Origin of the sequence: Bacteroides mucinivorans (assembly GCF_034654355.2) — a bacterium.
Classification (GTDB): Bacteria; Bacteroidota; Bacteroidia; order Bacteroidales; family Bacteroidaceae; genus Bacteroides; species Bacteroides nordii.
Genome location: NZ_CP178179.1, coordinates 3,572,309 through 3,586,375, shown reverse-complemented (window position 1 = coordinate 3,586,375; position 14,067 = coordinate 3,572,309). Strand labels below are relative to the sequence as shown.

At 44.3% G+C, this 14,067-nt stretch carries 10 protein-coding genes; 7 read left to right on the top strand and 3 right to left on the bottom strand.

Features of this window, described 5'->3' with window-relative positions; translation table 11 throughout:
- Positions 1-73 precede the first annotated feature (73 nt).
- Together VCM39_RS13930 and VCM39_RS13925 are read left to right on the top strand one after the other, a co-directional pair.
- A complete protein-coding gene (locus VCM39_RS13930; RefSeq protein ID WP_002561703.1) occupies positions 74-1,717 on the top strand; it encodes a diphosphate--fructose-6-phosphate 1-phosphotransferase in 1,644 nt (547 codons plus the stop codon).
- Between the two features lie 211 nt (positions 1,718-1,928).
- Positions 1,929-2,822 (top strand): glycoside hydrolase family 25 protein, encoded by an 894-nt coding sequence (locus tag VCM39_RS13925; protein WP_122202383.1) that lies wholly within the window; start codon positions 1,929-1,931, stop codon positions 2,820-2,822.
- Between the two features lie 115 nt (positions 2,823-2,937).
- Here VCM39_RS13925 and prmA read toward each other — a convergent pair whose 3' ends face one another.
- Together prmA and VCM39_RS13915 are read right to left on the bottom strand one after the other, a co-directional pair.
- Positions 2,938-3,783: a 50S ribosomal protein L11 methyltransferase gene (prmA, locus tag VCM39_RS13920; protein ID WP_002561701.1), complete on the bottom strand. Its 846-nt coding sequence runs from the start codon at positions 3,781-3,783 to the stop codon at positions 2,938-2,940.
- 249 nt (positions 3,784-4,032) lie between these two features.
- A complete protein-coding gene (locus tag VCM39_RS13915) occupies positions 4,033-6,273 on the bottom strand; it encodes a hypothetical protein (protein WP_322933692.1) in 2,241 nt (746 codons plus the stop codon).
- 436 nt (positions 6,274-6,709) lie between these two features.
- Between VCM39_RS13915 and VCM39_RS13910 the strand changes: the two genes are divergently transcribed.
- Both VCM39_RS13910 and VCM39_RS13905 read left to right on the top strand, forming a co-directional pair.
- Entirely contained in the window at positions 6,710-8,008 is a 1,299-nt protein-coding gene (locus tag VCM39_RS13910; protein ID WP_221648784.1) for a hypothetical protein, read from the top strand.
- Positions 8,009-8,037: 29 nt separating this feature from the next.
- Positions 8,038-9,600, top strand: a complete 1,563-nt coding sequence (locus tag VCM39_RS13905) for a hypothetical protein (RefSeq protein WP_322933693.1) — start codon at positions 8,038-8,040, stop codon at positions 9,598-9,600.
- A gap of 282 nt (positions 9,601-9,882) precedes the next feature.
- Here the strand turns inward: VCM39_RS13905 and VCM39_RS13900 are convergent, their stop codons facing one another.
- A complete protein-coding gene (locus tag VCM39_RS13900) occupies positions 9,883-10,350 on the bottom strand; it encodes a nucleoside deaminase (protein ID WP_002561697.1) in 468 nt (155 codons plus the stop codon).
- 111 nt (positions 10,351-10,461) lie between these two features.
- Between VCM39_RS13900 and lpdA the strand changes: the two genes are divergently transcribed.
- The 3 genes from lpdA to VCM39_RS13885 all read left to right on the top strand — a co-directional run bounded on the left by lpdA (position 10,462) and on the right by VCM39_RS13885 (position 14,039).
- Entirely contained in the window at positions 10,462-11,811 is a 1,350-nt protein-coding gene (lpdA, locus tag VCM39_RS13895; protein ID WP_322933694.1) for a dihydrolipoyl dehydrogenase, read from the top strand.
- Entirely contained in the window at positions 11,811-12,545 is a 735-nt protein-coding gene (locus tag VCM39_RS13890) for a biotin/lipoate A/B protein ligase family protein (RefSeq protein WP_221648781.1), read from the top strand. Before lpdA ends, VCM39_RS13890 begins: the two co-directional genes overlap by 1 nt.
- Before the next feature lie 156 nt (positions 12,546-12,701).
- A complete protein-coding gene (locus VCM39_RS13885; RefSeq protein ID WP_322933695.1) occupies positions 12,702-14,039 on the top strand; it encodes a dihydrolipoamide acetyltransferase family protein in 1,338 nt (445 codons plus the stop codon).
- The last annotated feature ends 28 nt before the right edge of the window (positions 14,040-14,067 follow it).

Genomic DNA, 14,067 nt, shown 5'->3' with positions numbered 1-14,067 from the left:
AAACACGAAATTTGCATCGCTTTTGATTTTTTAGTATCGAACTTACTAACACCTTTAAATAAAAATAAAGAAAATGACTAAAAGTGCATTGCAAATCGCAAGGGCTGCGTATCAGCCCAAACTTCCGAAAGCGCTGAAAGGGGCTGTTAAAGCCGTAGAAGGCGCTGCTACTCAATCGGTAGCCGATCAGGAAGCTATCAAGAAATTATTTCCCAATACGTACGGTATGCCATTGATTAAGTTTGAAGCCGGAGAAGCTGTTAAACTGCCTGCTATGAATGTAGGTGTTATCCTTTCCGGTGGACAGGCTCCGGGCGGACACAACGTAATCTCCGGTCTGTTTGATGGTATCAAAGCTCTCAATGCTGATAGCAAATTGTATGGTTTCATCTTGGGCCCCGGTGGTCTGGTTGACCATAATTATATGGAGCTTACTTCTGATATCATCGACGAGTATCGTAATACAGGAGGTTTTGATATTATTGGTTCCGGCCGTACGAAACTGGAAAAGGAAGAGCAGTTTGACAAAGGGCTTGAAATCCTGAAAGAACTGGGCATCAAAGCACTTGTTATTATTGGTGGTGATGACTCTAATACAAACGCTTGTGTGCTGGCTGAATATTATGCAGCAAAGAACACTGGTGTACAGGTAATCGGTTGTCCGAAGACTATCGATGGTGACCTGAAGAACGAAATGATTGAAACTTCTTTCGGTTTTGATACAGCTTGTAAGGTTTACTCAGAAGTGATTGGTAACATCCAACGCGACTGTAACTCTGCCCGCAAATACTGGCACTTTATCAAATTGATGGGTCGTTCGGCTTCTCACATTGCGCTGGAATGTGCTTTGCAGGTTCAGCCTAACGTATGTATCATTTCTGAAGAAGTAGAAACGAAAGATATGTCTTTGGATGATGTAGTAACCTACATTGCACAGGTGGTTGCCGATCGTGCTGCACAAGGCAATAACTTCGGTACGGTTCTTATCCCCGAAGGTCTTGTTGAGTTCATTCCGGCTATGAAACGCCTGATTGCTGAGTTGAACGACTTCCTGGCTTCTAATGCAGAAGAGTTCTCTCAGATTAAGAAATCTCATCAACGTGATTATATTATCCGTAAACTTTCTCCGGAAAATTCTGCTATCTATGCAAGCCTTCCCGAGGGCGTTGCACGCCAGCTTACTCTGGATCGTGACCCGCACGGAAACGTACAGGTATCGCTGATTGAGACAGAGAAATTGTTGTCGGAAATGGTTGCTACCAAACTGGCTACCTGGAAGGCAGAAGGTAAATATGTAGGAAAGTTTGCTGCACAGCACCACTTCTTCGGTTATGAAGGTCGTTGCGCTGCTCCGTCAAACTACGATGCTGACTACTGCTACTCATTGGGCTATACAGCTTCTATGCTGATTGCTAATGGTAAGACTGGTTATATGTCATCTGTACGCAATACTACTGCTCCTGCCGAAGAATGGATTGCAGGTGGTGTGCCTATCACAATGATGATGAATATGGAACGTCGTCATGGCGAAATGAAACCGGTTATCCAGAAAGCTCTCGTGAAACTGGATGGTGCTCCTTTCAAAACATTTGCCGCTATGCGCGACCAGTGGGCTATGACTACGGATTATGTATATCCGGGTCCTATCCAGTACTTTGGTCCTACTGAAGTCTGTGATCAGCCTACCAAGACTTTGCAGCTTGAACAAGCTAAATAAGAAGTTAGAAACTGATAGTTAGTAGTTGGAATCTATACAGTATTAGCATGCTGTATAGATTCTGGCTGCTAAATTCTAAGTTAGTAACACGATACTGGTATGCTACATAGATTTCAGTTATTAGATTTTAGCTACTAAATTCTAAGTTAGTAGTAAATACTAATACTCTGCATAGGTCCTAACTACTGACTACTGACTTCTAACTACTGATATGACTACTTCCCGCAAACCTATACCTCGCAAAACCTCTACTGCTGCTTCGCGTCGTACCCCTATGGATGCTGTCGCTTCGCGTAGTACCCGTCGTCGTACTCCCTCAAAAACAAAAAAAACAGCCCGTACTGCTATGCCCTCCTGGTTGCGCAATGTACTTGCTATCTTTATTATTGCTATCTTTTCCGGGGCATTTTATTATTTCTTTATACGTCCTTATGCTTATCGTTGGAAACCTTGTTACGGTCTGAAAGCATATGGTATTTGTGTGCCTTGTTGTTATGATGTACATGGCATTGATATCTCCCATTATCAAGGTGATATAGATTGGCTTGAACTGATGCAGAGCCGTCTGACCGATTATCCTATTGAGTTTGTTTTTATGAAAGCTACCGAAGGCGGAGATCATGGTGATGATACTTTTGCCCGTAATTTCTCGGAAGCGGGAAAGCATGGATTTATTCGCGGAGCTTATCATTTCTTCTCTCCGAAGACTGATCCGCTAAAGCAGGCCGATTTCTTTATTCGTACGGTGAAACTTGCTCCGGGTGATCTTCCTCCGGTGCTGGATGTGGAGGTAACCGGGAAAAAGACAAAGAAGGAATTGCAGCAAAATATTAAGCGCTGGCTCGACAGGGTGGAGGCGCACTATGGTGTGAAACCAATCCTTTATACTTCTTACAAATTTAAAACCCGCTATCTGGATGATTCAATCTTCAATACGTATCCTTACTGGATTGCTCACTATTATGTGGATTCTGTGAAGTATGAAGGTAAATGGCACTTTTGGCAGCATTCCGATGTTGGTACTGTGCCTGGAATTGATGAAGATGTGGACTTGAATGTATTTAACGGTTCGCTGGAAGAGCTGAAGAGGATGACGATAAAATAATGTGCCAATGTGCTAATATGCCAATGTGCCAATTTATAATGTGTTAATATGCAATTAAATAATGTGCCAATTAGCTTTGTGCAAATACTGCGCAGCTAATTGGCACATTGGCACATTAGCACATTATTAATCTGACAGCTGCCCAACGGTTCTTTTCTTTATAATGAACAAAGCTCAGTCCGTTTCGTTCTGCCTCTTCGCGGATCACGGGGATGTCATCTACATAAAAGCCACTCATATATAGTTCCGAACCCGGATGCATGCAGGCGACATATTGCTTCATATCATTCAGTAGAATATTGCGGTTGATATTGGCAATGACTATATCGAACGGTCCTTTACCCGCCAATGCAGCAGCATCGCCCTGTTCTACGGTGATGTCCGTTACCTGGTTTAGTTCAATGTTTTCAATGGAGTTGCGTACGCACCACTCGTCGATGTCAATAGCCGTGCAGGGAGCAGCACCACGCATGCGGGCAAGGATAGCAAGTATGGAAGTTCCGCATCCCATATCGAGCAGTGATTTACCTTGCAGTTCGCTATCCAATAATTCGCCAATAATAAGGCTGGTGGTTTCATGATGTCCTGTGCCGAATGCCATTTGTGGGTTGATTACAATATCGTATTCCGCTTTGGGCACATCTGTATGGAATGTACTGTGAATCACGCAACGGTCTCCGATTACTATTGGCTGGAAGAAGTTCTTTTCCCATTCCTCGTTCCAGTTCTTATCCTCTGCCTCTACATAGCTGTAAGTGATTTGCGTATCGGGCAAAGGAAAATCAGCAAGCGCGTTTTTTATTGTTTCTTCATCGCAAAGGCTTTGCTGGATATAAGCTGATAATCCTCCTTCGCGCTCTACAAAACTTTCAAATCCTGCCTCACCCAGGACAGCGGCCAGTACATCGTTGACTGTTTCGGTACAAGGGTTAGTGTTAAAAGTGAATTCAAAGTACTTCATATGTATTCTGTTTTTATTTGCAAAGGTAATTAAAATACCAATTGCCTGGTATAATATCCGAAAAAGCCCGGGCAACTGCACCAAAATTCCCTTATATCCGTATAATAATGAATTTATTTACGATTAGACGATTTACGATGTACGATTGAAGTTACTCTTTTAAAAGCCTGTTTCAGTGCTGTTAGAGACAAAGTAATCCCAATCGTACATCGTACATCGTCTAATCGTAAATAAATTCATGTCCATACATTATTGGATCATAACTTTTTGGCGAACAGTGTCTGTAACTACGATGTAGATTCCGCTTTCCGGCAGGGTAACCGTACCTGTACCGCTGGCAATGAGGGTTCCGTTAATGGAGTATACCTGCAACAGTGTTTCTGTGCTGTCGGTAGTAATGGAACGTCCCTGGATTCGCAGAACGGACACGGTTGTTTTCTCAATACCTGTCACCTCATGTTTAGAATAGATGTAGAGGGTGACAATACCGTTTTCGTCTTTCTTGTCCAGTAATCCGTCATTATTGTAGCTATATGCCACTTCTGTTCTCTTCTCTGTATCCTGATACTGTATATAGGCAACAATTCTTTTCTGGTCATCGTAGGTGTATACGTTTCTTTCCATCTCTCTATCACCAACCTGGAATGTTACGGTGATGTTGTTGCCTTCTTGCTGGAATCCGTTCTTGTCTTGCAGCAACCAGTTACCATTGTCCCAGATATAACTGGCCCGGTAAGAAATCTCCGGACTTTCCATCACCTCTTCCATTTCGATATGATCGTCATAACGTTCCGGGTTGGGCAATGTGATCTGTATACTGCTTGTTCCTTCTTCCTGTTTATTACCATTGACTATAACTCCATCTTCATAGTACTGGTCTATCGTCTCTTTGATTTGCCCCTTCAGGAGGTGAGAACGGAAATGACTTGGTTCTGTACTGAATTCACCGTTGCTGTTTATGCGATACTCTGTTTCTGCCACATATTCATTGTCTTTGGTTTCAAACTGGTACTTGTATGTTGATTTATATCCTTGCCAGTTATTGCTATCATCCCGGTAGAGATAAGACCTCAGGGTAGCTCTGCCATATGAATCGTATTCCTCACGATCTTCTTCATGCAACATCCAGGTGTCATTTGCCGGGTATTTTCTATAGAAAGTAGAACGTATGTTTTTGTTTTGGGCATTATATTCATATTCAGATTTCATGTTGTACAACAACGTTCCGTCCTCATAGCGGCAGGTTCCTGTACTTGCAATAAGGTTTCCCTTACTGTCAAACGTTCCTTCTTCTTCGTTGATGACAAAGACATACTGATTGTTGATATACTCTTCGTCAATCTCTTTTGAGTAACCCTTTGTGGCCACCCCTTGTGCATTGCGTTCTATCTTTCCATACTCAGTTTCTACCCATTCACCGTCTTCCCAGTCAGAAGAAGAATAGGTGAGTAACGGACCTTCAAAGTCTTCCTCTTCGCTGTCGGGATCGTAGGCTTCGGTTCCCCAGTATGTATACTCTTCTTTGTATGAGTATTCAAATTTTCCGTTCGTATACTCCTCGGCCACTGTAGAGATGAGACGGTTGTATGTATCATATACATTGGTTTCTTTTTCTCCATAGATGATAGTGCCATCATTGGGGTTGTATGCGTAACGTTCTTCGGACAAGCTGCGTTTGGCTTCATTATTGATAATGGTCAGGATGTCTGTAACATTCCACTCCTTTTTTTCTGCGTTCCATTGGTAGGAGGTTCTTGTGCTTTTTAAACCTTCTTTTACCGTCTCATACTTTGTTCCGCTGCCATATTCATCCCATGCTCCGTTCCAGAATAACATGAATACCTGATCTCCTTCATTATCATATCTGAATTCTCTCCAGTCTCTCAGGATACCTCGTTCGTCGTATAATTTGTAGAGGGTTTCGCGCTTTTCTGCATCGTAACCTTTTTCATAGTCGGCCACCAATGTTTGCTCGGGTCCTCCTATTCTGTAGTATTTGTAGATGGTGTTTCCACCTTCATAGCTGATGGTAACTTTGGATATTTCTCTGCCATCATCTAATATAGTGCGTCCGGTACAGCGTTGTTGGTCGTCATACGTGTATATTCTTTTATAGACATTATCCAGCCGCCATTCATTATTGTACCAATGGTATAGCTTTTCTTCGTCACGTTTGCCGTCGGGCGAATAGGTGTATGTGCGTCTCTCCGATCCTTCGATGACAGCTTCGTCCAGGAGGTTGACGCTTGCCCTTTCGATGGTTTCGCGCATATTTTCCAGTTTATGGCGTGCGATGCTGGTATTCACCTGTGTTTCCACCATTTTCTGATACTCTTTTTGTTTTTCTGTTTCTGCTTGTCTGGTTTGCTTTGTTTTGATAGATGTTTTGTGCTCTATTCCATATTTTTTACTTATTATGGAATGGATTTGTTGTGCCGATGTTGTCACGGAAAACAGTGACAAACCAATTAATAGTAGTTCTTTTTTCATAATCTGTCTTTTAAAAGTTTATTTATGACGAACAAAAGTATATATATTTTTTGAAATTGAAAGCGAAATGAGTTTTTAATTTAAACGGCTGTTCTGCCTTGTAAAGATTACTATGGTAAAAGGAGGACAAACAGGGTGTTTGGAGACTACGCCTTGCCTGCTTGGAGACTACGCCTTGCCTACATGGAGACTACGCCCCGGCTACATGCAACCTTCATGGTTAACTTTTCTTCTCCCGGAAACAATTCCCTGCATCCTTCTGTTTTTTATCCATTGAGGTAAAGTATTAAAGGCTTTTATCAGCTTCTTAATCTTTTATAAATAGGGATTTCCCTATTATTGTTTGGGGAAAATCTCCCGAAAAGCAACAATACCTTGCTTATCTTTGTAATGTGAATAAAAGGATTAAAAAAATAAACCCATAAACCACAGAGATATGAAAAAGATTGTTTTTTTATTGTTGATTGCCTTGTGTCTCCCTATAGGTTTGATGGCACAGAGCTATGACGATGACCTCTACTTCATTCCTTCCAAAGAGAAGGAAGAGCCGGCACCAGAGAAAAAGGAACCGGTGAGAAGACAGGCCACGACGAATATTTATACGTCTCCGGGGACAACTGTTGTTGTTCAGGACCGCAAAGGAAATACCCGCGATGTGGACGAGTATAACCGCCGTTACGATGCACGTGAAAACGACTTCGAGATGGAGGATGACACCTTATATATTAAAGAGAAATCACGCCCGGATCTGGATGGCGAATGGGTGAACGGTGAGTTCAACGGTTCGCAGGACGATTACGAATATGCAGAACGCATCATCCGTTTCCGTAATCCGCGTTTTGCTGTAAGTATCAGTAGCCCGTTCTATTGGGATATTGTTTACGGAAGTAATTCATGGGACTGGAACGTATATACTGACGGCTTGTATGCCTATGCGTTCCCTACGTTCAGCAATCCGATGTGGTGGGATTGGCGCTATAATTCCTACGGTCCCGGTTGGGGTTGGGGGTGGTCACGTCCTTATTACGGTTGGGGCGGATATTATGGCGGCTGGTACGGTGGTTGGTATGGTGGCGGCTATTGGGGTGGTCACTGGGGACATCATCATCATTATCCCGGGTATTATCCGGGTTGGGGTGGCGGAGGTCACTACTGGAGCAATAACAGTTATACCAATCGTCGGTCTTACGGAAACAGCGACCGGTATTCGTCGGGTACTTCCCGTCGTACATATACCTCAGGAGATGCCTCCCGTCGCCCAAGTGCAGGCGGAACGAGCACTTCCCGTCGTACCAATGCTTCGTCTTCAAGCCGGGTTGTAGGTACACGTACCTCTGCCAGCAGTCGTCCGGGAGTAAGTACGGACAGGGGAGAAGCAAGCTCTTCACGTCGTTCTACCTACACACGTCCGAGCAGTACGCGCAGTACTTATAATAGTAGCTCGCGGACTGAGGTAAGCCGTCCTTCCAGCAGTTCTTCCTCCAGACCGAGCAGTAGTAGCAGTAGCCGTCCGAGTTCTACTTACAACAGAGGTAGCTCAACGCAGCCTTCCAGCCGTAGCAGCTATTCAAGCGGAAGTTCACGTTCGTCGTCTACTCCTTCTTCCAGCAGAAGTTATTCTCCCAGTAGCAGCGGTAGTTCGCGCTCCAGTGCAGGTTCATATAGTGGTGGTAGTTCCTCCCGTTCCAGTGGTGGTGGCGGTGGTTCCAGCCGTAGCAGTAGTAGCCGGAGATAACCGTAGTATTAACTTAAAAGGTAAGGATTATGAAAAAGATAATGATTATAGCGGCTGCCGCCCTGCTTGCAGGCAGTGCAAAGGCACAGACAATATACGATGCTGCTAAGTTTACTGGTAAGGATTTAAATGGAACCGCCCGTTTTGTCGGTATGGGTGGCGCAATGAGTGCTTTAGGAGGAGATATATCCACTATCGGAACAAATCCGGCTGGTATCGGAATCTACCGCAGTAACGATGTGATGACTACTTTCAGTTTCTCAGCCTATGGGATGGAGAGCACATACAAGGGACTTGACAATGTTTATAATTCAAAATGGGATAAGAACCGTGGAGGATTTGATAATATAGGTTTTGTGTTTTCTTCAAAGATAGGTAATCAGACGCCTCTGCGGTATGTGAATTTCGGATTCAACTATCACAAATCGAAGTCGTTCTATAAGAATATGGGCATGGAGGGGTTGCTGAACACAGCGCCTGGCGATGGAATTGTAACCCAAACCTACCAGATGGCTAATCAGGCGAATGGAGTGAAAGACAGCAAATATTTTGAAGGTCGTGAAGCTTTTCGCGATCAGGATTTGGGCTGGCTTTCCGTATTGGGCTCTCAAGGTCATCTAATAATTGAAGATGGAAAAGACCAATGGGGTGGAAACCTCTACAGACCGATGACTACCGATATCCCCTATGCTAAGTTTCACTCTGAGGAAAGAGGCGGAATTGATCAATATGACTTCAACGTATCGTTCAACGTCAATGACCGTTTCTATTTCGGAATGACAATAGGTGCTTATGACGTAGACTATAAGAAGTACTCTTCTTATGACGAGAACTATGGCGAGACAGGATATTTGCTGGAAAGCTGGAACAAGATTGGCGGTAGTGGATTTGACTTTAAGCTGGGAGCCATTGTACGTCCCATCGAATCCTCTCCTCTGCGTTTCGGTGTGTCTGTGCACTCTCCTACATTCTATAAACTTACGCTGACTACAAGCTCTCGTATGGTTTCCGATGTCTTTTTGGGTGATAAACTGACTCGGACCACCATTGATACCTATGACTTGGTGGGTGATATGAACCGCGAGTATAGTTTCCGTACACCGTGGACTTATAATTTCAGTCTCGGATATACAGTGGGCAGTAGCCTGGCTATCGGTGCGGAGTATGAATATGAAAATTATTCAACAATGCGCTTCAACTACCCCGAAGGTGATGCAATGACTTGGGAAAATGGCCAGACCAGTATGCTGAAAGGAGTTAGTACGGTTCGCGTAGGAGCAGAGTATAAGGTGATTCCGCAATTTGCTTTCCGTTTGGGATACAATTACAGCACTTCTGCCTTTAAGGATAATGCTTTCAAGAACTTACCTATAAACTCAATAAGTACAGATACAGATTTTGCCAATGCCCAGGCGCTTAGCAATTATACCATCGGTATCGGTTATCGTGGCAGCTTGCTTTATGCAGATCTCGCATATAAATACAGTACTTATAAAGAGAAGTTCTATGCCTTTGAAGATATATATCTTAACAAGACGGACGTTACCAACACTCGCAGCCAGGTACTCTTTACCATCGGCATGCGTTTCTAAAAAAGAAGAGTTTCAATTGCAATTATAACTTTTGTGTGTGAAAAAGATCCCCGGAGAAATGCAGTACTCCGGGGATTCTTGTTTTATATAGCGTATACTTCTATGTTGCAACGCTTTATGTTACCATTTAGGAAAGATAATATAACGAGTCCTAAAGTACGTATTTAACAATGCCTTAAAATGCATTTTAACGCTCCCTTAAAATGCATAGTTTACATCTGAACTATGCATTCTTTGTCAGGCATAGTACGTATGATTCTCAGCGAATGTTAATATGGTTAATCAATACTCCACTTTATCTTCCTTCTCCGCCCACTCTTCAAAAGCTTTGATAGCTTCATTGTGGAGCAGTACCTCCGAAGGCAATTTCCGGTCTGCGGGCTTCAACTCCAGTTCGTCATAAATAAATGAGTCATCGAACCCTATATTCTTTGCATCCGTTTTGTTATTGCCATAATACATTTTATCCAGTCGTGCCCAATAGATAGCTCCCAGACACATCGGGCAGGGTTCACACGAAGTATATATTTCGTAACCGCTTAGGTTGAATGTACCAAGCTGGGCAGCAGCAGCACGGATAGCGCTGACTTCCGCATGGGCTGTAGGGTCGCAAGAGGCGGTTACGCGATTTACTCCGGTAGCAATAATCTCTCCATCTTTGGCAATAACAGCACCAAACGGACCACCACCATTAGCGACATTTTCTTTTGAAAGCTCAATGGCTTTCCGCATTAATTCTTCCTTAGTCATATCTTTTAAGATTTGGTTTTAAGGCAAAGGTAATCATTCAGACAATTCCCGACAACCAAGTTCTTCTTTTATTTGTTGTTATATCATATTTTATTTAAAAACAATCAGCGTATGAAATTTGATATAGCAATCATTGGCGGAGGTCCCGCCGGATATACCGCTGCCGAGCGTGCAGGGGCCAACGGTCTGAGAACCGTACTGTTTGAGAAAAAAGCAATGGGGGGTGTATGCCTTAATGAAGGATGTATCCCAACCAAAACATTATTGTACTCCGCCAAAGTGCTGGATAATATAAAAGGAGCATCCAAGTATGGTGTTTCCGTCTCCGGGCTTCCCGCGTTTGATATGGAAAAGATTATCAGCCGCAAAGACAAGACAGTGAAGAAGCTGACGGGAGGAGTGACAATGACGGTAACTTCCTACGGAGTAACGATTGTGGAGCATGAAGCCCTCATAGTGGGGGAGAAGGACGGGCGAATACACATTAGCAGTGAGGGCGAATCATATGAGGTGACCTATCTGATGGTTTGTACGGGTTCTGATACGGTGATTCCTCCGATAAAGGGGCTTACGGATGTAGATTACTGGACTTCAAAAGAAGCCCTGGAGTCAACGCAGCTCCCCCGGTCACTCGTCATCATTGGTGGTGGTGTAATCGGTATGGAGTTCGCCTCTTTCTTCAACAGTATGGGAGTGCGGGTAGCAGTGGTCGAGATGATGCCCGAAATTCTGGGTGCGATGGATAAAGAAACCAGCGCCATGCTCCGGGCAGACTATACGAAACGGGGTGTTAATTTCTATCTGAATACAAAAGTGATTGAAGTAGGTAAGGCAGGAGTTACAGTAGAGAGAGACGGGAAAACAACTGTGCTTGAAGCAGATAAGATATTAGTCAGCGTGGGACGTAAAGCAAATATAGGCCAGGTGGGGCTTGATAAACTGAACATCGAGCTACACCGTAGTGGAGTGAAAGTAAATGAGCACATGCAAACCTCTCACCCGTATGTATATGCTTGTGGTGATATTACAGGCCATTCGATGCTGGCACATACCGCCATCCGTGAGAGTGAGGTGGCTATTAATCACATCTTAGGCGTAGAAGATAAGATGAGCTACGACTACGTTCCCGGAGTAGTTTATACCAATCCCGAACTTGCGGGGGTGGGGAAGACGGAAGAAGAGCTGATTGCCGGAGGGGTGAGTTACCGGGTACAGAAGTTACCAATGGTCTACTCCGGGCGTTTTATTGCCGAGAATGAATTGGGAAATGGGCTTTGCAAACTGATTCTTGATGAAGATGAGCATATCATCGGCTGTCACTTGTTGGGGAATCCGGCTTCGGAACTAATTGTAGTGGCAGGTATTGCCATCGAGCACGGATATACGGTAGAAGAGTTTAAAAAGAGCGTATTTCCTCACCCCACGGTGGGAGAGATTTTCCATGAAACCCTTTTTGCCTGATGTTCTGCATAGACAACCGCTGTACGGATATCTATTTCAATCTGGCAGCAGAAGAATATCTGTTGAAGCAGAAGCGTGAGAACTATTTCATGCTTTGGCAGGCAACTCCTACGGTGGTTATCGGCAAACATCAGCGTGTGGAGGCAGAAGTGGATACGGACTACACGCAGCAGTATGGTGTGAGGATTGCCCGCCGTTTCTCCGGTGGAGGTGCAGTTTATCACGATGCGGGAAATGTCAACCTCACTTTCATAGAGACTGCTACTCAGCCCGACTTCAACTATTATCTGCAACAGACCATTGATTTTCTGGCAACAGTAGGGATTACTGCCAGTGCGGACAGTCGCTTAGGGGTGTATATCGACGGGCAGAAGATATCCGGTAGTGCGCAGTGTATCCACAAAAACAGAGTGATGTATCACTGCACACTCCTCTTTTCTACAAACATCGAGGCATTGAATGCCTCGCTCAATGGCAGGTCGGAGCCGGAAGTACTGGCTCCCGGTTCTCACATAGTGCGCGCCGTGCCGTCAGTAAAAAGTGAAGTGACCAATGTGTGCAGGCATTTGCAACAGCCTCCGGATATGCGACGCTTTCTACGGCTCCTGTTTCATTACTTTTTGAGTGAGAATGGAGAGAATCCTATCTATCGTTTCACCCGTAATGATATAGAAGCTATTGAACGGCTGAAGCGTGAAAAGTATGCTACGGAAGCGTGGATTTGGGGGAATTGACAGGGGACAGTGGACAATTGACAATTGACAGTGGACAATTGACAATTGACAGTTATTATGCAGTGTGACAACAACTATAAACTATTAACTCGGAACTTTCTATTCTGGAAGGTTGTTTAATCTATATAAGTCAATAATAATAAAAGAATAAGTTATATGCCAAAGTTTGAAATAAAGATGCCCAAATTGGGTGAGAGTGTCACTGAAGGTACCATTATATCCTGGTCGGTACAAGTAGGCGACGTCGTTCAGGAAGACGATGTGTTGTTTGAGGTAAATACTGCCAAAGTGAGTGCCGAAGTTCCGTCTCCCGTAGCCGGTAAGGTGGTAGAGATATTGTTTAAAGAAGGCGATACGGTGCCGGTAGGAACTGTAGTAGCCCTTGTAGATATGGGGGGAGAAGGCGAACAGGAAGAAACCAAAACAGAGCAACCTGCAAGCGGAATACCCACTTCTGACTCTCCACAGGAGAAAGTAGTGAAAGCAGAAGAAGAGCGTTGGTACTCACCCGTTGTGTTACAGTTGGCACGGGAGGCAAAAATTCATAGGGAAGAACTGGATACCATTCCCGGTACAGGCTATGAGGGGCGGTTGAGTAAGAAAGATATCAAAGATTACATTGCCCGGAAGAAGAGTGGTAGTCCTGCTGCGCCTAAAGTTACTGTTCAGCAAGCAGCCGCTATATCCAAAGAGGCTCCGGTGAGTACAGCTCCGGCTACTTCGCCTGTATCTGCTGCTACCACTGCTCCGGTTGCACCGGTTGTCTCGCCTGCTCCGGTAGTCGGTTCCACTTCGGATGTGGAAGTGAAGCCTATGGATTTTGTCCGTAAGATTATTGCCGATCATATGGTAATGTCGAAGAAAGTTTCTCCACACGTAACCAATGTAGTCGAAGTTGATGTGACCCAGCTGGTTCATTGGCGTGAGAAGAATAAAGATGCGTTCTTCCGTCGGGAGGGTGTGAAGCTGACTTATATGCCTGTCATAACAGAGGCGGTAGCTAAAGCATTGGTTGCTTATCCGCAGGTGAATGTATCTGTTGACGGTTACAATATACTGTTTAAGAAGCACATCAATATCGGGGTTGCCGTATCGCTGAATGACGGTAATCTGATTGTACCTGTCATCCATGATGCCGACCGTCTGAACCTGAACGGACTGGCACTGAGCATAAACTCACTGGCACTTAAAGCCCGCAATAATAAGCTGACTCCTGACGAGATTAGTGGCGGAACATTTACAATCACCAACTACGGTACATTTAAGATGCTTTTTGGTACTCCGGTAATCAATCAGCCGGAGGTCGCTATCCTAGGTGTGGGGAGTATTGAGAAGAAGCCGGTTGTAAAAGAAACTCCCGAAGGAGATGTGATCGCTATCCGGCACAAAATGTACCTCTCTCTCTCTTATGACCACCGGGTAGTAGATGGCTCATTAGGGGGTAACTTCCTCCGTTTTATTGCAGACTATTTAGAGCGTTTCACCTCAGAATAGTGCTCCTGTAGCGCTTCTGGGCAGCTTT